Here is a 25,017-nt window from a genome sequence, read left to right on the forward strand (position 1 = left end):
GAGGGGGAAAAGAAACTTGGTTTCTTATCTCATATACTTTGCGATAATTTTATTATTGCCTTTGTATGCACAAATGAAAGTTAAAAGAACATATAAAAAATATTCAAAAGTTCGTTCTACTTCAGGAATGACAGGTGCTCAAGTGGCAAGAACAATTCTTGATGCAAATGGTTTGAATGATGTTCAAGTTGTTGAAAGCAGAGGATTTTTAAGTGATCACTACAATCCAATGACAAAAATAGTTGCATTATCTTCTCACAACTTTCATGAAGCATCTGTTGCAGGTTCTGCGATTGCAGCACATGAGGTTGGTCATGCTATTCAGCACAAAGAATCATATTCATTTTTAAGTTTACGACACAAATTAGTACCAGTTGCTAATATTTCTTCTAATGCTTCCTGGATATTCATTATGATAGGTATGCTTGCTAGCTTCTCTAATCTTTTATTAATAGGGATTGTGTTGTTAGCTGCGGGTGTTGTATTCCAAATCGTTACGTTACCAGTGGAATTTAACGCTTCTAACCGGGCTATGAACCAAATGGTGTCTCACGGCATTATTCGCAATGAGGAAGAACCTCATGCGAAAAAAGTATTAAATGCAGCCGCATTAACCTATGTTGCTGCTGCAGCAGTCGCTGTTTTAGAGTTGTTACGTTTAGTATTGATCTATACTGGAATGACTCGGAATGATTAAGATTATTTAAAAGAATGAAGGGCGATGACAGTAGTCATCCTCTTCATTTTTTTATTTTTAGTGTTCCGTAAACATTGGGTTCTCGCCGCTTACCGAGGGCATTGTCTCAATCCTTCGCTTCGCTGAGGAAATCAACTGCATATCTAGATTTCTGTTGAAGAGGTTCATGCGTCTTTTCACCCGGTTTATTTATATCTAGGAAGAATTTGCCGTTCCAAAAGTAAATCATTCTATGGAGCAAGTATTTGAAGAATATGTGAAAGTAACTGATAAGGGAAGCAAATAAGTCTCCATTAGAAGCAAGTTAATGGTGTATTAAGCAACCGCTATGTAGGTAAAATCTTATCCTGTAGTAATTTTTAATCTCTTTTAATTGCACTGGAACGAATAGTTAGAAAAAGGATCACCCAAGTAAAATACTTGAACAATCCCTTATAACTATTCTATCGGATTTTTCTCATCATCTAATGTGAAACCTTCACCCATTACATCTTTTACTTCTGTAATAGAAACAAATGCATGTGGATCAACAGAGCTAATAACTGATTTCAACACACTTATCTGGTTTTTAGCTACAACACAATATATTACTTCACGACTACTTTTTGTAAAATGTCCATGACCATTTAAAATAGTTACTCCGCGAGATAACTTATTGGTAATCAGATCTGCAATCTCATTTTGTCTTTCTGAAATGATAAATGCACCTCTAGCAGAATAAGCTCCTTCTTGAACAAAATCAATGACTCTTGCACCTACATATACGGCTACTAGGGTATACATCATAGAACGCTCATTTAAGAAAGTTGCCCAAGATAACAAAATGACAAATGCATCGAAGATAAACATAGTTTTACCCATGCTCCATCCCTTGTATTTAAATACAAGACGGGCAATAATATCTACGCCTCCAGTTGTACCTCCATATTTGAAAATAATTCCTAAACCTAATCCTACAAAAACACCAGCAAATAGTGATACGAGAAAAAGGTCATCTTCTAACCCTAACTGAAATTCATAAATATTAAATATTTTTAAAAATATAGATACTGAAATGGTCCCTATTAATGTATAAGCAAACATTTTCCGGCCGAGCAGCTTCCAACCTATGATGAACATTGGTATATTTAATAAAAGGTTCATCAAGGCTACATCCCAGTTGAATGCAAAGTATAAAACGAGAGTAATACCAGAAAATCCACCTTCTCCAAGTTCGTTTTGCATATTAAAATGAACAAAGCCAAAACTATATATAGCTGCTCCCAAAATAATCATCACAATATTTTTAAATTTAAGTCCAAGTCCCATTGTTCCACCTCACTTATTAGTTCATACTAAAGTTATTATCGATTATTTCGATGCTTTTGACAACTAGCTGCTATTTTTATTAGGATATAGGAGGGATAAACAATGGAAGAGAAAAAAACGTTGTCCGAATTACAACTAGAGGTAGATACATATATAAATCAATTTAAAGAAGGTTACTTTCCACCTATGGAGCTATTAGCAAGACTTACTGAAGAATTAGGGGAGCTCTCTAGGGAGGTTCAACATAAGTATGGGACAAAGAAAAAGAAACCTACAGAAGTGGAAAAAGAAATTGCTGATGAAATGGGAGATTTCTTTTTTGTACTAATGTGTTTGGCAAATGCGGAAGGTATAGATCTGCAGCAGTCACTAGAGCAAGTCTTAAACAAATACAATACAAGAGACAAAGATAGATGGACGATCAAGGAGGACTAATAATGGTCATTAAAGTAGCGATAGCTGGCCCTAGGGGTAAAATGGGAAAAGAAGCAGTAGCAACGGTTATAAAGAACGAGAATTTTTTATTAGTATCGGTTTTAGATTCTAAAAAAGATATGGAGTGCTTAGGAGATAATATTCCCATTTTCACATCTTTAAATTTATTAATCGAGCAGACAGAACCTGATGTATTAGTCGATTTGACGGTACCTTCAGCTGTTTTTGAACATGCTATGACAGCACTTGAGTATGGTGTAAGACCAGTTATTGGTACAACTGGCTTTACTGATTTACAATTAGATACATTACGTAACAAAGTAGAAGAAAGACAGGTAGGGTGTATTATCGCCCCTAACTTTTCTATTGGTGCTGTCCTTATGATGAAGTTTGCACAAACAGCTGCAAAATATTTACCTAATGTAGAGATTATCGAGATGCATCACGATCAAAAGGTAGATGCCCCTTCAGGAACAGCTATTAAGACGGCTCAAATGATTCAACAAACACGTACTTCAATGGAACAAGGTCATCCTGAGGAGGAAGAGACAATTCAGGGCGCAAGAGGAGCAAATATGGATGGCATGCATATACATAGTGTCCGATTACCTGGTTTAGTTGCACATCAACAAGTACTACTTGGGGGAGAAGGTCAATTGCTAACTCTACGTCATGATTCTTTTGACCGTGCTTCCTTTATGTCTGGAATTGTACTGTCTATCGAAGAAGTTATGAAACGTAATATACTGACTTACGGTTTAGAGGATATTATTTTATAGGAGGTATAAAATGAGAATTGCATTAGTAGCACATGATCAGAAAAAAGAAGATTTAATACAGTTTGTAACTGCCTTTAAATCGATATTAGAGGAGCATGACTTATATGCTACCGGAACAACAGGTACTAGAATTATGGATGAAGTTGGCTTAAAAATATTTAGATATAAATCAGGACCGCTAGGTGGAGATCAACAAATAGGTTCTGCAATTGCAAATAACGAAATGGATATGGTCATATTTTTCCGGGATCCGCTTACAGCTCAACCTCATGAGCCAGATGTAACTGCGCTCATTCGACTTTGTGATGTATATCAGATTCCTCTTGCAACAAACATGGGAACAGCTGAAATACTATTAAAAGGAATAGAACAAGGTTTTTTAGATTGGCGTTTATTGGAAGAGAGACGTTCACGTTAAGGAAGTGGTTAAGTGCGTAAATTGAAAATAGGTATTACTTGCTATCCAACAGTAGGTGGATCAGGTGTAATTGCAACAGAACTAGGGAAGATGCTTGCTGCAAAAGGGCATGAAATACATTTCATCACTTCAGGGATCCCTTTCAGATTAAATAAAATATATCCAACAATAACATTCCATCAAGTGGAAGTGAATAGCTATTCTGTTTTTCAATATGCTCCATATGATATTGCATTAGCCAATAAAATGGCAGAGGTAATTGTTGATCAACAATTAGATGTCTTACATGTCCATTATGCTATTCCTCATGCAGTGTGTGCTATTTTGGCAAAAAATATGGCAAATTCAGACATTGGGATTGTTACAACTTTACATGGAACAGATATAACAGTGCTAGGATATGATTCGTCGCTAAAAGGTGCGATTAAATATGGTATAGAAAAATCGGATGTTGTTACTGCGGTATCTAACTCCCTTGCTCAAGAAACAATGGATTTAATAGCCCCGAATAAAGAAATTGTTACGATATATAATTTTATAGATGAACGAGAATATACTAAAAAAGATCCTGGTAATCTAAAAGAATTATTAGGTATCAAACCTGATGAAAAAGTAGTTATTCATGTTTCTAACTTTAGAAAAGTGAAGCATATACCCGATATTGTGGAAAGCTTTAAACTTATTCACCAGGATGTTCCAGCTAAACTTTTGTTGGTAGGAGATGGTCCTGAAAAACATCCTATTATGGAGTCCATTAAAGGCACCTCCGTCGAAAAGGATGTACTGTTTTTAGGAAAACAGGAAAGTTTATCTGAACTATATGCAATTTCAGATCTTATGCTATTACTTTCTGAAAAAGAGTCATTTGGTTTAGTGCTATTAGAAGCAATGGCATGCGGTGTACCATGTATTGGAACAAATGTCGGTGGGATTCCTGAGGTTATTACAAATGGGGAAAATGGATATATCGTTGAATTAGGAGATTGGAAAAAGGTAGCGGAATATGGTGTGGAAATTTTACAAAACCCAACATTACATAAACAAATAGTAGATAGATCATTTGAGATTATACAAGATCGATTCAGTTCCCAAAGTATTGTGGCGCAGTATGAAGAGATGTATGAAAGAGTGGCGAGAAAATAGCGTTATGAAAAATCGGTGGCCAGCAGCTTATAAAATAATTGATGAACTGGAACAAGCAGGTTTCGAAGCATTTGTAGTGGGAGGTGCTGTCCGAGACTTTATACGTAACGCTCCAGTAAACGACGTGGATATTACCACAAACGCCACACCGGATGAAGTCAAAAAGATATTTACTCATACGATTGATGTTGGAATTGAACATGGTACTGTATTAGTTGTATTGGACGAGCCAATTGAAGTAACTACTTATAGATCTGAATCGACATACTCAGATTTTAGAAGACCAGATGGAGTTAAATTTGTTCATACGTTAACAGAGGATCTTCAAAGACGAGACTTTACGATAAATGCGATGGCATTAACAAAAGAAGATGAGTTAGTCGATTATTTTGGAGGAAGACAAGCTATCGAGGCAGGAATAATTCAAGCAGTTGGTAATCCTCAGTTAAGATTTTCAGAAGATGCATTGCGAATGCTTAGAGCAGTTAGGTTCTCGGCACAGTTAAATTTTACACTTGATTCTGAGACGTTTAATGCAATCCGTTCCTTGCATGCACTTATTGGGCATGTTTCCATTGAAAGAGTGAAAGTCGAGCTGGAAAAAATATGGCTAAGTGAGTTTCCATACAAAGGCATGAAACTTTTTGTAGACAGTGGATTATCGAGCATTTTTCCGGGAGATTGGGAAAGAAATTTACAGAGTTGGGTCAACTTCTCTAGTTTTAATCTTAAAGCAAATGGGTGGGCATTCTTTGTACTCATTCAGTCGATAGAGGAAAATGATATTAATGAGCTATTAAATCATTATAAATGTTCAAATGATGAGAAAAAGCAGGTGAAAAATGTTATTCAAGCAGTTCATAATTTGTTAAATGGCGCTTGGACGGTTGATGAATTATTTCAATATAGTGATGAAGTTTTAAGGGTAGCGTATCACTATGGAAAATCCATTCTTTCAAACTGTATAGCTCTTCCGCTTGAGGAATTTTTGCTTCAAAAACGTGCTATTCCGATTAACTCCAAAAAAGATATAGTTGTAAACGGAAATGACTTTATGCAATGGGCAAACAAAAAAAGAGGTCCATGGATAAAAGAAGTATTAGACATATTAACAAGCATGATAGTCAATGGTCAAATAAAAAATGACAGACATGATATAAAGGAATGGTTTTCTCGTGAATATCTCCATTAAAGAAAAAATTCTATCTCAACTAATAAATGCAAAGGGTGAACCGGTCTCTGGTCAGAAGCTTGCTGATGAATTACATATCTCACGGACCATGATCTGGAAGCATTTGAAAAGTATTGAAGAGGATGGCTATGTTATTGAAGCCATCAAAAAGAAAGGCTATGTACTACAGTCTATACCTGATTTAGTTACTCCAGAGCAAATCATTCCTAATCTGAATACGAAGCAATTAGGAAGAACAATAGACTATTATACAACTTGCGAATCTACTCAAATTATTGCGGCTGACAAAGCACGTGAAGCTGCCCCACATGGTACAGTTGTCATTGCAGAGGAACAAACTGATGGAAGAGGAAGATTAGATCGAAGCTGGAACTCAACTGCAAATAAAGGTATATGGATGAGTGTTATTATTCGTCCAGCAATTAGTCCCCAGTTCGCTGCTCAATTCACACTTGTTTCTGCCGTAGCAATTACACAAGCAATTCAAGAGGTGACAAATCTTACTCCGGAGATTAAATGGCCAAACGATATTCTTATTAACGGAAAAAAAGTTACAGGTATTTTGACCGAGTTACAGGCTGATATGGATATAGTCCATTCCATAATTATAGGAATTGGAGTTAATGTAAATCAGGAACTGAGTGCATTTGAAGAATCCATTCAAAAAACCGCTACATCATTGAAAATAGAGAATGGTGAAGAGATAGATCGTTCATTATTAGTAGCTAAAATACTTTACTATCTTGAAAAGTATGGGGAGCTATATGTAGAAAATGGCTTTAAACCTATTAAAATTCTTTGGGAAAGTCATAACTGTACGATTGGGAAACGCATACGTGCCACTACGTTACAAGAAACCCTCGAGGGAGTTGCCCTAGGTATTACAAATGATGGCGTTTTAGAAATAAAGTTGGATAGTGGTGAAATACGTGGTGTGTATTCTGCAGATATCCATTTACTAGGGAAAAATTAATTTGGACGGATTCATATTTTTTTGTTATTCTGTATGTGTTGGGCAGTATCTTATTGAACTGCACCTTTAGAAAAATCTTATTAACTAAATAGTCTGCCTTGATCTACATGACAGGGACGGAGAAAACCTATGAACATAATTTTTCTGCCCTTCTGTCCAAATGGAATAGAAGGGTTTTTATATGGTTTTCTCTTCACAACAAATGGAGGGATAATAGTATGAAAACGACGAGTAATTTTATAAGTATGAAAAATAACAATGAGAAAATTACGATGATGACAGCTTATGATTTTCCGACTGCAAAATTTGCAGAAGAAGCAGGAATGGATATGATTCTTGTGGGAGATTCACTAGGTATGGTAGTACTTGGCTATGATACTACTGTTTTCGTAACGATAAATGACATGGTTCATCATGGGAAAGCTGTTAGACGTGGAGCGAAGGATACTTTCCTAGTTGTAGATATGCCTTTTGGAACGTTTCATACTACATTAGACCAAGCGCTAACGAATGCAATACAATTAGTGCAACAAACAGGGGCACAGGCTGTGAAACTAGAAGGTGCGGATGATGTATTACCAGTCATCGAAAAGCTGACGTTTGCAGGTATTCCAGTTATTGCTCATCTTGGTTTGCTGCCTCAATCTGCGGGCGTCCTAGGTGGATATAAAGTACAAGGAAAAACTGCAGCGGCTGCAGAAAAGCTAATAGAGGATGCAAAATTATGTGAGAAAGCAGGAGCATGTGCGGTCGTTTTAGAATGTATTCCACATCAACTGACAGAACAAATTTCTAAAACTTTAACAATCCCGACTATTGGTATTGGAGCAGGTCCAGCAGCTGACGGTCAAGTGTTAGTTTTCCATGATATGGTGAAATACGGTACACATCATATTCCTAAATTTGTGAAGGAATATGCAAATGTTGGTGAACCAATTTTAGAAGGAATAAAGCAATATGTAGAGGAAGTTAAAAGTGGTATTTTTCCTACACTAGAGCATTCCTTTACGATGAAGGAAGAACAACTTTCCGCACTTTATGGAGGCAATCATGCAAATAGTACAAACGATAAATGAGCTTAAAAATATAATCACTTTAAATAAAGAAAAAACAATTGGCTTCGTTCCAACGATGGGTTATTTGCACGAAGGACATCTCGCATTATTAAATAAGGCAAGAATCGATAATGACATTGTTGTGGCAAGTATTTTCGTAAATCCTGCTCAATTTGGACCAAATGAAGACTTAGACCGATACCCAAGAGATATTGAAAGAGATACACAGTTAGCGACTGATGCAGGAGTGGATATATTATTCCTTCCAGGTGCTAGTGAAATGTATCCTTTTGAAAGCGGCATTACCATAAATGTGGGGGTTCTTTCGACAAAGCTATGTGGGGAGAGCAGACCAGGTCATTTTGATGGAGTACTTAAGGTAATTACTAAGCTATTTAATCTTGTTCAAGCTACGAATGCCTATTTTGGACAAAAGGATGCGCAGCAACTAGCTATAATTGAGACATTTGTGAATGCGTACAACTTTCCAGTACAAATAGTACGTATACCAACAGTGAGAGAACCAGACGGACTTGCTAAAAGCTCCCGTAATGTATTTTTAAGTGCTCAAGAACGTGATGAGGCAGTTCAATTATACCAAGCATTACAGTTAGCCAAAATAACATGGGAAAAAACAAATGATTTAACTTTGGCAATTGCAAAAGGGAAAGAACATATTGAAAGTAATACGTCAGGTAAAGTTGATTATTTAGAGGCATTGTCATATCCAGATTTGCAGAATGTTACTGACGAAACGAAGGAAATTTTATTTGCGACAGCAGTATTTTTTGAGAAAGCTCGTTTGATAGATAATATTTTAACTTAAATAGTCGATCTCATTTGCTTTTAAGAAATTTATATAAGAAAAAGGATGTGTAACAAATGCTACGTATGATGTTAAATGGTAAAATTCACCGCGCAGTTGTGACGGAAGCGGATTTAAATTATGTTGGAAGTATTACAATCGACCAAAATATACTAGATGCTGTTGGTATGTTACCAAACGAAAAAGTGCATATCGTTAACAACAATAACGGAGCTCGTTTTGAAACATATATTATTTCAGGTAAACGTGGAAGTGGAGTGATTTGTGTAAATGGTGCAGCAGCACGTCTAGTTCAACGTGGAGATATAGTGATTATTTTATCGTATGCATATGTGATGAATGAAGAGGCACAATCCCATAAGCCAACAGTTGCGATTATGAATCAAGATAACTCTATCGATCAAATCATCCATTACGAACCTGAAGCTACAGTAATGTAATTTGAAAAAGAATCGATCTACTCATGAAAAAAATGAAATAGCTTTATGGGTAGGCGCTTTTTATATAATTTTTGGTGTCTCACAACCAAGCTAGTACCATTTCAATTACTAGGTGTGTCTAGCATGCGAGTCAAACAAAGAGAGTGGAAAGTATAATTAAATGAGCCAGATTGAGGTAATATCCTCGATCTGGCTTTTCTTCTAGTCTTTCTTGTTCTCATTAGATATTAGTGAGTTTTAAAGTTTATATTTCTTCTTGGAAATAGATTTTATAAAACTTCCGATTGGTTGATTCATCATAGCCAACTTCTATCAGCTCATCGATTTGTTCTATATCCCGTACATTTACTTGAATCTCGATGTTGGAATCTAGTTTTATTTTACGTTTATACGTTTTTTCTACCTTTGCAATAGCACTCTCAGAAATAACTGTTTCATAAGCTTTTACTGAATTGACGATAATATCCTTTTGGACTGAATCGGTTTTTTCAAATACTGTTTCAATATAGCTATCTACTTGGAATTCTTCTTCATTTCTAAAGTAATCGAGTGTTTTATTCAAATAACCCAATTTTTCCGTGTTTGTGTAGTTTTCTTCTTTAATGATATATTTTTTACACTCTGTTAATGCTAGATTTGTTTTATGATAATGTTCATCAGCTACTTTAATCTTAAGAAAACGCTCTTGCCAATATACGACATCTTCTTTTTTCTTCGTTTTCATAAAAACAGCAGGTGCTACGTCTGGTCCCATGTCCATGATGACAGCCATATTATTGATTTTTTTTACATTAATACCGTCGATCCCGTTCACTATCATTTTGTTTTGTTCATTTTTTACATCTAAAAACATCTCTTTTTCATCGATTTTTACGATGGCTATCACCTTTTTCACTTCTGTATGCCATAAGCAGTTATCGAATAATCCTATAAACAATTCACCGTTTTTAATATTAGGGTGCTGAGATACACTTTTTAAATGATTGGCAATATGCTTGGATTGTTCATAAAAGCTGCTATCTTGATCAAAAATTGAATTTACAAATGTATAGACTTCGTTTAATCCTATATTTGATTCGTGAAAAAACTCGTATTGCTGCTCTAAATCAATTTTGTTAAAAGCTAATTGAGTAAAAGCTGCTTCCAGCATAGTCTCTGGTTGAGAGAATACCCCATCTCCCAAAACAAGCGTATCTCCTACATAATGGACTACATACTGTGTTAATTTACTTTCACTTACTTCTAGCATGGACTTCTTCACCTTCTAATCTTTAGTTGTAGATAGTTTACCATATCATACTTCTTATGATATTTTCATAGGTTTTTTATTTAATAGAGGAATGTTGGAAAATAATGTTAATCTAGTAACTAATCAGTAATATTTATAGAGGGATTATTGACTAAAGAAAGTGGAACATCTATTACATTTAAACGTATTAAAGGTTAGGATAGATAGGTTCTATTCAAATAGGAGGTTTTCTAACAATGATTATATATAAAAATAGACTTTTTACTGCATTTTTTTGGATACTAGTTAGTACTTTATTTGTAATAACTTCATTAACAATTGCATTTAGTTATCTCAATACTTCAGAAATAAATATAGCTAGTACACGCTGTTATGAAGTGGATGGAGAAGTCATATTAAAAATCCATAATAATATCACAAGTGCATATTCATTTGAATGTAAAAAATAATAATATTATTTTATTAATCAGAAATATTAAATAAATTAATTGTTTTTGATATTTTCATATGGTATGTTATGAGAAATACTTATTAAAGGCTTTTAATAAGTTATTTATCCGTACTTATTAAAGTATTTTACTAAGTATATTTCGTAGGAGGTGACGTATGTGAATACTACTCCAAAATCTATGAAGAAGGAAATTCTTTCTCATATTCGAACTTATCTTTTAGAATCTGAGAGCGCAACAAAAGTAGAACTCAGCGAAAGATTAGAAATTAGTTTTCCAACAATAAGTAAGTTCATTGCACAGATGGAGATGAATGGTGAAATTATTTCAGTCGGTTTAGATGAATCTAGTGGTGGGAGACGGGCAAAGAGATATAAGTACAATCCGGAGTATATGCTCGGCCTTGCTATTTACTTAGAAAAGACCGAGACCAATTATGTCATTTTTAATTGTTTGGGAGAAATAAAGGAACGCGGAGAAGTTCCCAGTGTATTAGAGGAGAATGATCTGCATTTATTAACTATATGCATTGAAAGATTAGTGAGTGATAATCCAAAAATTAATTCAATCGCAATAGGGGTTCCTGGTTCAGTTGATAATGGGAGGATTGTTTATATACCTGGATATGAGCAGTTTCAAAATTTGGATGTAAAAGGATTCTATGAGGATCATTTTTCTATACCCGTGGTTGTAGAAAACGATATGAATGCTGCAGTTCTTGGATATCACCAAAATAGAGGAGTTAAGGACAATCAATCGCTCGTATATTTGTATTCCGGTCAAAATGGTCCCGGTGCGGGATTGTTGATAAATGGAAATGTAGTGCGAGGAAATACATTTTTTGCAGGAGAGGTTTCTTTTGTCCCTCAAAATAATAATCAAAATTTCCAGCAAGCGTTGGAAAATGGACCTAAATATGATGATATTGCCTTTTGCAAGGATTATCAGATCGTACCGATCAGCAGTTTAGTAGCATCATTAACAGCCATCATTAATCCACATACCATCATTTTTTGCAATAATGAAGTGGATGAAGAATTTATAGATAAAATTGCCATAGCAAGCTCTAAATATATACCACCAGAACATCTTCCGAACCTTACTATAAGTGATTGGAGGCAGGATTATTTATATGGACTACAAAGTCTTGGAATTAATCTTCTTATAAATGAAACAATTCAGTAAAAATATTTAGAATGTAGATGAGGTGAATTATGGCAACATTTCTTTTGATAATCATTTATTTGGCTTTTATCAGCTTAGGTTTACCAGATTCCTTGTTGGGGTCTGCATGGCCCGTAATGCAGCCAGACTTTGGAGCTCCACTCGAAACTGCAGGAGTTCTTTTTATGACAATAGCAGGTGGTACAATTATCTCGAGTCTGATTAGCGGAAGGGTACTTAAACGTTATGGGACTGGAAAAGTCACATTTGTTAGCGTACTAATGACTGCTGTAGCTTTGCTTGGATTTCATTTTGCTCCATCAATCGTTTGGTTAATTGTATGTGCTGTTCCACTTGGACTAGGAGCAGGGGCTGTTGATACAGGTTTAAACGATTATGTAGCTACTAATTATAAGGCACGTCATATGAGTTGGTTACATTGTTTTTGGGGAGTCGGTGCTACTCTGGGACCAATTACTATGGCACAGTTTATTTCAGAAGACAATTCCTGGAGAAATGGGTATTTGGTTATTTCTGGTGTTCAGTTTGCATTGGTTATTATCCTTCTCTTCACTTTGCCTATATGGAAAAAGGTTAGCAGAAAGAGCGATATTACAATACAGGATGAGCGTGAAGACTTAAAAGTTGAACTTGAAGAAGGCGATAATAATATAAAACCCCTAGAAACTAAAGGAGTTAAATTGGCACTTTCTTCCTTCTTTTTTTATTGTGGGGTTGAAGCAACAGTTGGTCTTTGGGGAAGCAGTTTCTTAGTAAATGTCAAAGGGTTGAGCGTAGTAACTGCTGCTGGGTGGATTTCTTTTTATTATGCAGGGATAACTATTGGTAGATTAATAACTGGGTTTATTACTTATAAAATCACTAACCGTACGCTTATACGGTGGGGACAAATAATAGCTTTGATTGGTACTATTATTTTAGTTTTACCATTGCCGTCTGTTTTCTCACTTATTGGGTTTATAACTATTGGATTAGGTTTGGCTCCAATATTTCCATGTATGTTGCATGAGACACCAACACGTTTTGGGAAAAAAAACTCACAGACAATTATGGGCTATCAAATGGCGCTTGCGTATACCGGTACAACTTTCATGCCACCACTTCTTGGTTTCATGGCCTCTCAGTCAACAATAGGAATTTTCCCAATTGCTATTGTAATATTTGTTGTAGCAATGCTTCTGAGTTCAGAAAAGTTAAATATAATAATGACGAAGAAGGATGTTTATAAAAGGAATGATACAAGTTCAACAACACTTTAAGTAGCGAGATTTATTTAATGATACGTGAACATATAACAGGTGCTATTCTTCAAGAGGTAGAATGGCATTTTTTATTGAAGTAAAGTAAATAGGCATGTTAGGAAGGAAACTGAAGAGAATGGAGAAATAAATTAGGGAAGATGGGTGAATTAGTAGTGAGTGAAATGGTACATCAAATGGGTCTATATGGAAATTATTTTACACCAATTAGAGAAGGTAAGAAGATTGTTGAGGTACGCTTAAACGATAAGAAGAGAAGGGAAATTAAAATAGGTGATACAATCGAATTTATAAGGTTGCCCGAACAAAGTGAAGTATTAAAAGTCCGAGTTACAAATTTAAGGATATTTGATACTTTTGAAGAAATGTATAGAAATATTTCGTTTGAAGACTTTGATTGTGGGGGTTGGTCTATGAAGGAAATGTTAGAAGGAACATATGACATATATACACCAGAAAAAGAAGAAGAATGGGGTACATTGGCTATCACTATAAAATACTAAACTAAACAGTGTTTCTGCTGCACACATTGATTACATTATTTAGGGGCTTAAACTAACTCATATTTTATCAATTAGAAAAAGTAGATTTTCTTATTATAAAGATTATAACATCGCTGGCAATTTATAAGAAAATAGAAAAATGCTTAAAGATAGCGGAGTAATTATAACTATATGAGCGAGTATTGCAATATATATCGCATTCAAAGCATCAGTTGATTTAAGTAGATTGTTGCAAGAAGCAAAATATTATTATTTGATGCTTGCTAATTAAAAATAGCATATAGAAAGTAGGGTGAAAAATGGTCCAAAGGCTAAAAAAGGGAGATAAAATAGGAATATTTACCCCATCTTCTCCTGCAACTGTTACAGCCTATCGGCGTTTTCAACGTGCTAAGGCTTTTATAGAAGAAAAAGGTTTTGTTATTGTAGAAGGGAATCTGACAGGAGTATCAGATACTTATCGTTCTGGTTCTCCAAAAGCACGAGCAGAAGAATTAAATAAATTATTAAGGGATTCCGATATTAAAATGATTATGTCTACTATTGGGGGTACAAATTCAAATAGTTTGTTACCATATATTGATTATGAAGCATTTAAGGATAATCCAAAGTTAATCGTCGGGTACTCTGATGCGACTGCTGTATTGCTTGCTCTTTATGCAAAAACAAGTATAACAACATATTATGGTCCTGCTCTTATTCCTTCTTTTGGTGAATTTGATCCTCTTGTAAAAGATACATATCGTTATTTTGAACAATATTTCATGGAAGAAAATATACTTCCTTACGAAGTGCCAATGCCTTCATATTGGTCCGATGAGCCGGTAAATTGGCTTGAAAAAACGACTGAAAAAACTCTTTATCGTAATGAGTGGATAACTGGGCAAAGTGGAATAGCAGAAGGTAGATTAATAGGAGGAAATGTAAATGCGATGTATGGATTTATTGGCTCTCCTTATTTTCCAACAATTGAGTATGGTGACATATTATTAATTGAGGACTGTATGAAAAATGCTGCTGTTGTTGAGAAAAACTTAGCTATGCTTAAGTTACATGGTGTTTTTGATAAAGTCGCGGGCATTATTTTAGGTAAACATGAACAATATGATGATCTAGGAACAGGAAAACAGCCATTAGATTTGTTGAAAGAACAATTAGATACAATAGATATTCCAATTTTAGCAGAATTCGATACTTGCCACACTCATCCAATGCATCCATTAGCTATCGGTAAAAAGGTGAAATTAGATGCAGATGCTAAAAAGGTAATATGCATAGAAAAATGGATATAAATTGGAATAAACGTTATTGCAATTCCTGCTTTTTTCTTTTTGTATGTAGTTGGAAGTTTGTGAAACTAACAGAGAACATTATAATTCGGAAGATGCCTCTCATTATATCTCAAATTTATACAGCGCAGTGCGATTTTAAAAACATGGAGACGCTTTTTCACTATAGGATTGTAGTAGAAAGCGTCTTTCTAAGTATCAATTTTGTTAATATTGAAGCTACTTTGTTAGTTCAATTAAGGATATTCTCCATATAATACCCACTTCCACAACCATCAAATTATCCCTTATTCGACAAAAAATCCGATAGATTTAAGTGACGACTTTCAAAATCTTAATACAAATAACCAGCGCAACATTTGAAAACCCGAACACCAGAGTCATAACGATTTAACAATCTTGTCTTTTCTACCAAGTTCTTACTTTAAAACAAAGCCAAAAAAGACGCTCGAGATGTATATTCGAAAGTAAAAGTTTCGTCACTGGAAAGTGAATGTGGTACAATTTTTTTAGAACAAAAGGACTGTGAGTTGGGGAATGATGAAAAATCATAAATATGCAGTTGTCGATATTGAAACAACAGGGCACTCATCGACGAATGGTGACCGTATTATTCAGCTTGCAATTGTATTTATTGAAAATAACAAATTAATAAACACATATACGTCTTTTATTAATCCGGAAAAGCCAATTCCTCTATTTATCCAGGATTTGACTAACATAGCTAATAGCGATGTTCAAAATGCACCATTATTTGAGGACATTGGAGCGGAAGTATTAGAAATGCTGCAGGATCATATCTTTGTTGCGCACAATATTAACTTCGACCTACCCTTCCTTCAAAAAGAATTGAAACGAGTTGGACTTCCGAAGTTAGTATGTAAAACAATGGATACGGTAGAATTCACAAAATTAATGTTTCCAAACCTTTATAGTTATAAGCTTCAGGATATCGCAGTTGAGTTAGAAATAGATTTGGAATCTGCTCATAGAGCGGATGATGATGCTCAAGCAACTGCTCATTTATTGATAAAGTGTATTGATCAATTAATGAAGTTACCACTTAAAACTATTGAGCTGTTACATAAGAGGTCCTTTCAATTAAAATCTAATTTATCTATATTATTTTTTGATGTACTTGTGAGTAAAAGAAAACAGTTAACATCAGAAAACTATCTAATTTACCGAGGAATACCGATAAAGCAAATATCGTGGGAGATAGAGGAAGTATCCGAATTACTTTTATATCCTAAAACAAAGGATGAGAAGGTAGAGTTATTTAGTAAGGGTTTTCCTAGCTTTGAAGAACGTGCGGGACAATTTGAATTGATGGATCAAATTCAAACAGCTCTTATTAATGAATCAGAAATAGTGTGTGAAGCCGAAACGGGAATAGGTAAAACATTAGGATACTTATTACCTGCTGTTCTCTATTCTATCAAAACGAAAAGACCTGTTATCATTAGTACATATACAACTCATCTGATAGATCAGTTGGTTAGTGAGGAAATACCAAAGATAAATACGATTTTAAACATGAATGTAAAGGTTGCAACACTAAAAGGAATGCATCATTATATTGATTTATATAGCTTTTGGCAGCAAGTCCAACTCGATGATGAGTCATACGATGAAACGTTTACGATTATGCAAATATTAGTGTGGTTGACTTTAACAGAAGATGGGGATCTTACAGAACTAAATGTTTCTGGAGGTGGCCAACTTTTTATAGATAAAATTAGACGAGGAAGTCTATCGAATTTAAAAGAAGTAGGGGAATATGACTTTTATGAAAGAGCTCTTCGCAAAAGTAAGGATTGCCATATTTTGGTGACCAATCACGCGATGATTATGGCCGATCAAGAAAGGGAACAACCAATACTTACTTCTGGTTGTGCAATGATTATAGATGAGGCACATCAAATGATTCATGCTAGTATGTCCCGTGGTGAACGTATTTTTTCATATACTAATTGGAAATACGTGTTAGGACAATTTGGAACCCTTGATACCGAACAGTTACTTCAAAAATTGGAAATTCTGAATGTTCCTTTGTCTGTTCAAGTTCGTTTAGAAAAGCAATATGTAGAAACCATAGAAAAATTTGATCACGCTGTATCGTATGTTATTGATGCCTTTCTTCAAAAAAGCAAAAGAAACGGGAAGAGCACTAAAAAAATGATTGCATTAGAAGACCTTGAGCTAGATCAATCTATCTTCCGTGCTGTTGCTAATTCTATTCAGGTTTTTATCTTCTCAACTAAATCTATGATCGAATCGTACAGTAAACATATTGAAGAAGAAACAATACAGTCATTCATCAATGAATGGCAGTATTGGATAAGAGAATTGACTATTAAAGTTAGTGAATGGGATGAGATTTTCTTACAGAATAGAGTAACAGAGGCGAGATGGCTAGAGATTGATACAAGAAGTATTCCTGGTAGCCTCACTGTTATTAAGCGACCACTTAACTATAAAGATGATATTAAAAATGCAATTAAGACTCACCGTGAAGTAGGAGCTGTTATTTGGACATCTGGTACGTTAACAGTGCCTTCTAATAGGCATTTTATCACTTCTCAGCTTGGATTAAATTCAGAAATACCTATCTTTCAGTATAAAGCCTCTAGCGACTATTATAATGGAGCGGAGCTACTGATAGTAGAAAATATGCCCGATATTAAACAGGTATCGCAAAGTGATTATATTGAAGCTGTTGCAGAAGCAGTAGTACAAACAGTCCTTGTTTCGGAAGGTCGATGCTTTGTTTTATTTACCTCCCAAGATATGCTTAGAAAAACAGTGGAATTAATACAAGATACTCATTTATTGGATGACTATATGCTATTTGCACAAGGAATGACTTCTGGTAGCAGGATGAGGTTGTTAAAATCATTCCAACGTTTCTCCAAATCAGTTCTATTTGGGACGAATAGTTTTTGGGAGGGAGTCGATGTACCTGGTGACGCATTATCAGTGATCATTATGGTCCGTTTACCGTTCTCGTCTCCAGATGACCCTCTATTCAAAAAAAGGGCAGATTTAATAACAAAAGATGGTCATAACCCATTTTCTGCTTACTCTTTACCGGAAGCAGTGTTACGGTTTAGACAAGGATTCGGACGTTTAATACGATCATCTGCAGATAAAGGAGTTTTCATTGTTTTAGACAGAAGAATTGAGACGAAATCATATGGGAAAGACTTTTTACAGGCAATTCCTAATATTCCTGTTAAGAAAGTATCGCTAGAAAATATGGTCTTGGAGCTAGAAAATTGGTATACTAATGAAGGATGATTTTAGAAAGCAGGTAGGAATATGGAAAACAAAATTGAAACGCTATCGACTGTTGTAGTCGACTACCAATCAGACTTATATAAAATAGTTGATGCATTAAATCGAACTTTAAAAGAGAAAGATTTAATGTTTGGGCTAGCGTTAGATAAGCAGGATGAAAATAAAGCTGTTTTCACCATTTATAGGACATAAAGATGACACTTAAAAAATGGTTATTATTTATTGTAGTTTTTGCATTAAGTTTAACTATAATATTAAGCTTATTAATTTACTTTCAAGCAAAAAGTCCATTCTCGGATTCAGCTGAAAAAGCAGAATCATATGCGTTGGACAATAATTTGTTAGCTCAGGTGGATAAGACCTATGTATATAACAATACTTCTACTTTTCATACGGTAATTGGAACGACAGCTAAAGGGAAAGAAAAAGCGTATTTTTTGCCAGACAAGCAGTCGGATGAAAAGATAATGGAAGTGAGCTTAGACGAAGGTATATCGGAGCAGCAAGCTGTGGACCTAGCTATGAAGGATGTTAAAGACGGTAAGCTATTACATGCTAAACTTGGTGTAGAAGAAATAGGGCCGGTGTGGGAAATAACCTATGTTAATGCAGAAGATAACCTCAATTATGTATACTTGTTATTCGATAATGGGGAATGGTGGAAGCGAATTTCGAACTTATAGTCAAAACTTTTGGAGGGTATTATGAAAAAAATCATGATTAAAGATATGTCCAACCACGCTGGTGAAACAGTAAAAATGGGTGCTTGGCTTGCGAATAAACGTTCAAGTGGTAAAATTGCATTTTTACAATTACGTGATGGTTCTGGATTTGTACAAGGTGTAGTAGTAAAAGAAGAAGTTGGAGAAGAAATTTTTCAAACTGCAAAAGGGCTAACTCAAGAAACTTCCATGTATGTAATTGGTGAAGTGATCAAAGATGAACGTTCTTCTTTCGGTTATGAGCTTCAGGTAAAAGAAATAGAAGTAATTCATGCAGCGGTAGATTTCCCTATTACCCCTAAGGAACATGGTACAGAGTTTTTAATGGATAACCGTCATTTATGGTTACGCTCTAGAAAGCAGCATGCGATTATGAAAATTCGTAATGAAATTATACGTTCTACATATGAATTCTTTAATGAGAATGGCTTTGTAAAAATGGACCCACCTATTTTAACTGGTTCATCACCAGAAGGAACTTCTGAATTGTTCCATACTAAATATTTTGACGAGGATGCATTTCTTTCTCAATCAGGTCAATTATATATGGAAGCAGCAGCTATGGCACTAGGGAAGGTATTTTCTTTCGGACCTACATTCCGTGCAGAAAAATCTAAAACACGTCGTCACTTAATTGAATTCTGGATGATTGAACCTGAGATGGCTTTTGTTGAATTTGAAGAAAGCTTAGAAGTACAAGAACAGTATGTTTCATTTATTGCTCAATCAGTATTGAAAAACTGTACATTAGAATTAGAACGTCTTGGTCGTGATACTTCGAAATTAGAAAATATTCAAGCGCCATTTCCACGTATTTCATATGATGATGCTATTAAGTTTTTACATGAAAAAGGCTTCGATGATATAGAGTGGGGAGATGATTTTGGTTCGCCTCATGAAACTGCCATCGCAGAAAGTTATGATAAACCGGTGTTTATTACACACTATCCAGTAGGCATTAAGCCTTTTTACATGCAACCACACCCTGAACGTGATGATGTAGTTTTATGTGCAGATTTAATCGCTCCTGAAGGTTACGGTGAGGTTATTGGTGGCTCTGAGCGTATTCATGATTATGACCTTATGAAGCAACGTATTGCAGAGCATAATCTAGATGAATCAGCGTATGCTTGGTATTTAGAGCTACGTAAACAAGGTTCTGTACCTCATTCTGGTTTCGGACTAGGACTAGAGCGTACAGTAGCGTGGTTTAGTGGAGCAGAACATGTTCGTGAGTCTATTCCATTTCCACGTTTATTAAATCGTTTGTATCCATAATAAGTAAATAGAAATTATATAGAGAGAAAGGAGTACGAAAATGCAAAAGCGAGATCGACTCCGTATCTGGACTGAGCAGGGGAATGTAACTATTTCCCAGCTTTTTTTTAGTCATTATAAAGCGATTAATATAAGAGATGAAGAAGCTATTCTATTATTACATTTAATCGCTTATGGAGAAGCAGGAATTCATTTTCCTACCCCACAAAATTTAGTAGAACGTACTTATTTTAGTGAAGATAAAGTAGTAACTATTTTACAACGCCTAATGCAAAAAGGGTTAATTCAAATAGAGCAGCATTTAGATCAAAATGGTATACATTATGAATATTATGCATTCCATCAATTATGGGAGCTGCTAGTAGATTATATGGAGCAGCAACAAAATGATGTAAAGGATCTTCGTAGCAAGGAAGAGGAAGGGGATATATATAAATTATTCGAGCAAGAATTTGGTCGATTATTATCCCCGATGGAATATGAGACTATAGGTATGTGGTTTGATCAAGACAAGCATTCTGCGTCACTCATCCGATTAGCCTTAAAGGAAGCAGTACTTTCACAAAAATTGAGTCTTCGCTATATAGATCGAATATTATTTGATTGGAAAAAGAAAAATATTAAAACTGTAGAAGCTGCTGAAAATCAGTCGGCACAATTTAGACAGCATGTTCCAGTACAAAAAACATCAGAACAACCATCTTCCAGTTTGAAAGTGCCTTTTTACAACTGGTTAGAAGAAAGAGAGTAGGTGTAAATTTTGCTTACAAAAGTACAGTGGTTATATTGCTTGGATGAAATGGAGCGAATGTTCCCAGATGCTCATTGTGAGTTGGTTCACGATAATCCATTCGAATTATTAGTCGCTACTTTGCTTTCAGCACAATGTACAGATGTGTTAGTGAATAAAGTAACAAAAAACTTATTTCAAAAATACAAAAAACCAGAGGATTATTTAGCTGTATCCATCGAAGAATTACAGACTGATATACGTTCGATTGGTTTGTATCGAAATAAAGCTAAAAATATTCAAGCGCTTAGTAAACAGCTAATCGAATTATATGATGGGGAAGTACCACCTAATCGTGATTTACTTACTACTTTCCCAGGAGTAGGTCGTAAAACAGCAAATGTAGTAGTTTCTGTCGCATTTGATATCCCAGCGATTGCAGTAGACACGCATGTAGAGAGAGTCTCTAAACGTTTGGGACTTTGCAGGTGGAAGGATTCCGTTCTACAAGTCGAAGAAACGTTGATGAAAAAGACGCCCATGGAATTATGGTCCAAAACTCATCACCAATTAATCTTTTTTGGTCGTTATCATTGTAAAGCGCAAAATCCAAATTGCCCAGAATGCCCCCTACTTTCGGTTTGTAGAGAAGGAAAGAAGAGGATGAATAAAATTGTCGCTCTGTAGTCTACGTTATTTGGATGAATGGGAATTTATTCGCGAAGAACTAATAGTATTAATTAAAACAAATGATAATAAAAAGATTGAACTAATGCGAAAGGGCATCGATCTTCTTATGGCTATTCTTAATGAGGTAGCAGAAGCTGCTCCACTAAACTATATAGAACGCGTAATATTTATCGAATCGAATATGGTAAAATATGTTGCATTTGTTCAACTTGAGGAGCTCTTTAAGGAAACTAAGAAAAAAATTGCGCGCATACGAGCACAAATGAATCATTAGATTGATCGGATTTGAAGTTAGAGATAACTCTCATTTTCCAGTACTATCAATGTTCTTCTCTCATGTCCAATATTTAACAAAAAGTAGCAGGTCTTGACTAATGTCATGACCTGCTACTTTTATTATATCTTATTAAGGATTAGTTCCAGATTCACCATTTCCGCCGGTTTCTCCAGTCCCAGTAGGTGGAGTTTCCGTTGAACCGCCATCTGGATTTTCAGTTTCATCACCTGAATCGGATCCATTTTCATTTCCACCACTGTTCCCATTCCCGTTTTCATTGCCATTTCCATTCCCATTCCCGCTGTTATTACCGTTATTATTACCGTTACTACTACCATTATTATTTCCATTGTTGTTTCCATTACTGTTTCCGTTTCCATTTCCATTATTCGAACCATCTGGATTTTCTACGTCTTCTCCATCTGGATCTAAATCATCTAAATCCTCTTCAACGATAGCTTCTAGTGTTAACGTTACAGGGACACTTTCGCTGCGAATATCATCAGAAACTGCTGTTACACTGAATACATAGGTACTTCCTGGAATAAGGCTTTGGACGATTAACCCATTTTGCTTAGTTGTTTCAATTACTTCAGGTGGTCCATTATCTATCGTAACAGCCACTTCAAATTGAACTTCAGATTCAAGATCTTCCTGTTCAAAATCCCACGCTAAAGTTGCAGTTGATGTTAGTTCATCATATTCCACTGAAAGATTGGATGGACTGTTTAATTCGAGTTGTTTATATTCCTCAGAAACTGCTGTAGGTTCCGTGCCTCTCACAAATAGTTCCGTTAATTTTAGTTCATCTGGTGTATATTCGCTTGCCAGTTTAAGTGGACTTGAGCCTTTTTCAATCGTAGCCTCTACAACAGAATTGGGCTTACTAAATTTTTCATTTGCTGAGTCAGCAGAAATGTTAGCCATGACTTCTTTAAAAATATTTTGAGGTAGGTTCCGCTCCTCATTAGTAGTCATCGGTGTTTTCATCTCTGGATATCCAGACCAAATAGCAATTGAATAGTCTGTGGAATAACCAGCAAACCAAACGTCAGGAAAGGCGCTGCTTGGTAGGTCCCATTTCTTCATATCATCTCTACTATAGTTAGATGTTCCTGTTTTGCCTGCAATATCTAAACCGCTGATAGCAGCTCGCTTACCAGTTCCTTTTGTCATTACATCACGTAACACATCGGTAACCATATAAGCAGTAGAATCTTTCATAACTTCTTTTGCTTTTGGTTTATAATTTTTTTCTGTTTTTCCATCTCGATAAACAATTTTGTTAATTGCATATGGTTCTGTATGGATTCCACTATTTCCAAATGCCGCGTAAGCTCCAGCCATTTGAATAGGGGACATTGCTTTCGATGTACCACCGATTGCACTACTTTCTGTTACATTACCTAGGTCAATTCCAAATCGGTTAACAAACTCTTGTGCATTATCTGTTCCTACTTCTTGCAGTGTTTTTACTGCAGGAACGTTTCGGGAATTATATAACGCTTCTCTAAATGTCATCTTACCTTTATATTTTCCATCGAAGTTGCGTACTACTTGTTCTGATCCAGTATAAGTTATCTTTTCATCAACAAGTGTATGTCCTGTCGACCAGTCTAAAAATTCTACTGCTGGGGCATAGTCGATTAATGGTTTAATCGTCGAGCCGGGTGAACGTGTAGTCATGTCTTGAGCATAGTTAAAACCTCTATCAGCTCCATAATTTCTGCCACCACCAACAGCAGCGATAGCTCCTGTTTTCGTATCAATTACTGCTACAGCCGACTGAATATCATCGGTAGGGAACATATCGGAATTTAATGTTTTTTCTACTTGCTGTTGTGCATTTGGTTGCAGTGTAGTGTGGATAGTAATTCCCTCAGAAATTGCGTTTCCATCACCATTGGCTTCTAGTTCATTTAATACGATATCTATGAAAGCATCATATTTGGAATCTTGGTTGGCAACTCGCTGATCCTCAGGTAGGAGAGTATCCTCTATTGGAACTGCTTGAGCTGTTTTCATTTCTTCCTCTGTAATCTTGCCATGTAGGTTCATCAAGTGTAAAACGACATTTCTTCTTTTCTCTGTAAGCTCTGGATCCTTAAACGGATTAAACGCATTTGGACGTTGCGACATACCTGCAAGTACAGCGTATTGATCTAATGTAAGATCTTTTAAATCTTTACCATAAAAATACTGAGCTGCTGTTCCATATCCGTATATTCTTCCTGACATTAGAACTTTGTTAAAGTACATTTCAAATATTTCTTCTTTCTCATATTCCCTTTCTAGTTGAATTGAAAGGTAAGCTTCTTGTGCTTTTCTTTTTAATGTTTTTTCATTTGTAAGGAATGAATTTTTTACTACCTGTTGTGTAATTGTACTCGCTCCTTGATCGCCGAAACCATTTGTGACGTTAGCAAGTACTGCTTTTCCTAAACGTAATACATCTACTCCAAAATGATCATAGAAACGAGCATCTTCAGTAGCGATGATTGCATCTTCCATTTGTTTTGGAATTTCATCGTAAGGAATATATTCCCTACTTTCTGCTCCGACTGTTGCGAATAGGTCTCCATTAGCGTCTAATAGTTTTGGACTAATAGGATCTTTTAAAGCTGTTTCATCCAGTTCAGGCGCGCTGCTTGCATAGAAGGCAAACAGGGATCCTCCAGCTATTAGTCCTACAACTCCTATAATTACGATAGTTAACAATATTCTTTTCATCCATAATTTAGCTGGTGTCTTAGGTTGTTTCTTTTTTTCTTGTTGTTTTCTGCGTTGTTCACGAGTCATTTTTTGCTCACTCATAAACGT

The 25,017-nt window shown here is 35.4% G+C and carries 25 protein-coding genes; 22 read left to right on the plus strand and 3 right to left on the minus strand.

Annotated elements, in window-relative coordinates; all coding sequences use genetic code 11:
• The first annotated feature begins 73 nt into the window (after positions 1 to 73).
• The gene (locus tag MKY29_RS08275) at positions 74 to 697 is read left to right on the plus strand and encodes a zinc metallopeptidase (RefSeq protein WP_241598888.1); all 624 of its coding nucleotides are present in this window, start codon (positions 74 to 76) and stop codon (positions 695 to 697) included.
• Positions 698 to 1,135: 438 nt separating this feature from the next.
• Here the strand turns inward: MKY29_RS08275 and MKY29_RS08280 are convergent, their stop codons facing one another.
• Entirely contained in the window at positions 1,136 to 2,005 is an 870-nt protein-coding gene (locus MKY29_RS08280; protein WP_090561741.1) for a YitT family protein, read from the minus strand.
• 102 nt (positions 2,006 to 2,107) lie between these two features.
• Here MKY29_RS08280 and MKY29_RS08285 point away from each other — a divergent pair, with 102 nt between their 5' ends.
• The 9 genes from MKY29_RS08285 (at position 2,108) to panD (ending at position 9,266) form a co-directional block, all read left to right on the plus strand.
• Positions 2,108 to 2,440 carry a nucleotide pyrophosphohydrolase gene (locus MKY29_RS08285; protein ID WP_090561739.1) on the plus strand — a complete coding sequence of 111 codons (333 nt, stop codon included), beginning with the start codon at positions 2,108 to 2,110 and terminating at the stop codon, positions 2,438 to 2,440.
• Between the two features lie 2 nt (positions 2,441 to 2,442).
• Positions 2,443 to 3,219, plus strand: coding sequence for a 4-hydroxy-tetrahydrodipicolinate reductase (gene dapB, locus MKY29_RS08290; RefSeq protein ID WP_090561737.1), 777 nt, complete (start codon positions 2,443 to 2,445; stop codon positions 3,217 to 3,219).
• A gap of 10 nt (positions 3,220 to 3,229) precedes the next feature.
• A complete protein-coding gene (gene mgsA, locus MKY29_RS08295) occupies positions 3,230 to 3,637 on the plus strand; it encodes a methylglyoxal synthase (RefSeq protein ID WP_090561735.1) in 408 nt (135 codons plus the stop codon).
• Positions 3,638 to 3,649: 12 nt separating this feature from the next.
• Positions 3,650 to 4,780, plus strand: a complete 1,131-nt coding sequence (gene bshA / locus MKY29_RS08300; RefSeq protein WP_340879484.1) for an N-acetyl-alpha-D-glucosaminyl L-malate synthase BshA — start codon at positions 3,650 to 3,652, stop codon at positions 4,778 to 4,780.
• Between the two features lie 4 nt (positions 4,781 to 4,784).
• Complete coding sequence (locus MKY29_RS08305; RefSeq protein ID WP_272508892.1) at positions 4,785 to 5,972, plus strand: CCA tRNA nucleotidyltransferase; 1,188 nt, start codon at positions 4,785 to 4,787, stop codon at positions 5,970 to 5,972.
• Positions 5,956 to 6,945, plus strand: a complete 990-nt coding sequence (locus MKY29_RS08310) for a biotin--[acetyl-CoA-carboxylase] ligase (protein ID WP_340879488.1) — start codon at positions 5,956 to 5,958, stop codon at positions 6,943 to 6,945. Before MKY29_RS08305 ends, MKY29_RS08310 begins: the two co-directional genes overlap by 17 nt.
• Before the next feature lie 218 nt (positions 6,946 to 7,163).
• A complete protein-coding gene (panB, locus tag MKY29_RS08315) occupies positions 7,164 to 8,021 on the plus strand; it encodes a 3-methyl-2-oxobutanoate hydroxymethyltransferase (RefSeq protein WP_340879490.1) in 858 nt (285 codons plus the stop codon).
• A complete protein-coding gene (gene panC / locus MKY29_RS08320) occupies positions 7,996 to 8,826 on the plus strand; it encodes a pantoate--beta-alanine ligase (RefSeq protein WP_340879491.1) in 831 nt (276 codons plus the stop codon). The genes panB and panC overlap by 26 nt, the downstream gene beginning before the upstream one ends.
• A gap of 56 nt (positions 8,827 to 8,882) precedes the next feature.
• Positions 8,883 to 9,266 (plus strand): aspartate 1-decarboxylase, encoded by a 384-nt coding sequence (panD, locus tag MKY29_RS08325; RefSeq protein WP_090561723.1) that lies wholly within the window; start codon positions 8,883 to 8,885, stop codon positions 9,264 to 9,266.
• A 244-nt stretch (positions 9,267 to 9,510) separates the two neighbouring features.
• Here panD and MKY29_RS08330 read toward each other — a convergent pair whose 3' ends face one another.
• Positions 9,511 to 10,515, minus strand: coding sequence for a nucleoid-associated protein (locus MKY29_RS08330; protein WP_340879492.1), 1,005 nt, complete (start codon positions 10,513 to 10,515; stop codon positions 9,511 to 9,513).
• Between the two features lie 236 nt (positions 10,516 to 10,751).
• Here MKY29_RS08330 and MKY29_RS08335 point away from each other — a divergent pair, with 236 nt between their 5' ends.
• The 12 genes from MKY29_RS08335 to MKY29_RS08390 all read left to right on the plus strand — a co-directional run bounded on the left by MKY29_RS08335 (position 10,752) and on the right by MKY29_RS08390 (position 22,194).
• Positions 10,752 to 10,964 carry a hypothetical protein gene (locus MKY29_RS08335; RefSeq protein WP_340879494.1) on the plus strand — a complete coding sequence of 71 codons (213 nt, stop codon included), beginning with the start codon at positions 10,752 to 10,754 and terminating at the stop codon, positions 10,962 to 10,964.
• A gap of 180 nt (positions 10,965 to 11,144) precedes the next feature.
• Positions 11,145 to 12,149, plus strand: a complete 1,005-nt coding sequence (locus MKY29_RS08340; protein ID WP_340880831.1) for an ROK family transcriptional regulator — start codon at positions 11,145 to 11,147, stop codon at positions 12,147 to 12,149.
• 29 nt (positions 12,150 to 12,178) lie between these two features.
• Positions 12,179 to 13,408, plus strand: coding sequence for an MFS transporter (locus MKY29_RS08345; RefSeq protein WP_340879495.1), 1,230 nt, complete (start codon positions 12,179 to 12,181; stop codon positions 13,406 to 13,408).
• Between the two features lie 140 nt (positions 13,409 to 13,548).
• Positions 13,549 to 13,911 carry an ASCH domain-containing protein gene (locus tag MKY29_RS08350; protein WP_340879496.1) on the plus strand — a complete coding sequence of 121 codons (363 nt, stop codon included), beginning with the start codon at positions 13,549 to 13,551 and terminating at the stop codon, positions 13,909 to 13,911.
• A 299-nt stretch (positions 13,912 to 14,210) separates the two neighbouring features.
• Positions 14,211 to 15,203 (plus strand): S66 family peptidase, encoded by a 993-nt coding sequence (locus MKY29_RS08355; protein ID WP_340879498.1) that lies wholly within the window; start codon positions 14,211 to 14,213, stop codon positions 15,201 to 15,203.
• A 537-nt stretch (positions 15,204 to 15,740) separates the two neighbouring features.
• Entirely contained in the window at positions 15,741 to 18,500 is a 2,760-nt protein-coding gene (gene dinG, locus MKY29_RS08360) for an ATP-dependent DNA helicase DinG (RefSeq protein WP_340879500.1), read from the plus strand.
• Positions 18,501 to 18,521: 21 nt separating this feature from the next.
• A complete protein-coding gene (locus MKY29_RS08365) occupies positions 18,522 to 18,692 on the plus strand; it encodes a YpmA family protein (protein ID WP_090561709.1) in 171 nt (56 codons plus the stop codon).
• A 2-nt stretch (positions 18,693 to 18,694) separates the two neighbouring features.
• The gene (locus MKY29_RS08370) at positions 18,695 to 19,183 is read left to right on the plus strand and encodes a cell wall elongation regulator TseB-like domain-containing protein (protein ID WP_340879504.1); all 489 of its coding nucleotides are present in this window, start codon (positions 18,695 to 18,697) and stop codon (positions 19,181 to 19,183) included.
• A gap of 21 nt (positions 19,184 to 19,204) precedes the next feature.
• The gene (gene asnS / locus MKY29_RS08375) at positions 19,205 to 20,500 is read left to right on the plus strand and encodes an asparagine--tRNA ligase (RefSeq protein WP_340879506.1); all 1,296 of its coding nucleotides are present in this window, start codon (positions 19,205 to 19,207) and stop codon (positions 20,498 to 20,500) included.
• A 40-nt stretch (positions 20,501 to 20,540) separates the two neighbouring features.
• Positions 20,541 to 21,251 (plus strand): DnaD domain-containing protein, encoded by a 711-nt coding sequence (locus MKY29_RS08380; RefSeq protein WP_241598837.1) that lies wholly within the window; start codon positions 20,541 to 20,543, stop codon positions 21,249 to 21,251.
• 9 nt (positions 21,252 to 21,260) lie between these two features.
• Complete coding sequence (gene nth / locus MKY29_RS08385) at positions 21,261 to 21,917, plus strand: endonuclease III (RefSeq protein ID WP_340879507.1); 657 nt, start codon at positions 21,261 to 21,263, stop codon at positions 21,915 to 21,917.
• Positions 21,904 to 22,194: a YpoC family protein gene (locus MKY29_RS08390; RefSeq protein WP_340879508.1), complete on the plus strand. Its 291-nt coding sequence runs from the start codon at positions 21,904 to 21,906 to the stop codon at positions 22,192 to 22,194. Before nth ends, MKY29_RS08390 begins: the two co-directional genes overlap by 14 nt.
• Before the next feature lie 132 nt (positions 22,195 to 22,326).
• Here the strand turns inward: MKY29_RS08390 and MKY29_RS08395 are convergent, their stop codons facing one another.
• Entirely contained in the window at positions 22,327 to 25,011 is a 2,685-nt protein-coding gene (locus MKY29_RS08395; RefSeq protein WP_340879509.1) for a PBP1A family penicillin-binding protein, read from the minus strand.
• Between the last annotated feature and the right edge of the window lie 6 nt (positions 25,012 to 25,017).

The organism is Psychrobacillus sp. FSL K6-2365 (assembly GCF_038003165.1).
GTDB lineage: Bacteria > Bacillota > Bacilli > Bacillales_A > Planococcaceae > Psychrobacillus > Psychrobacillus psychrodurans.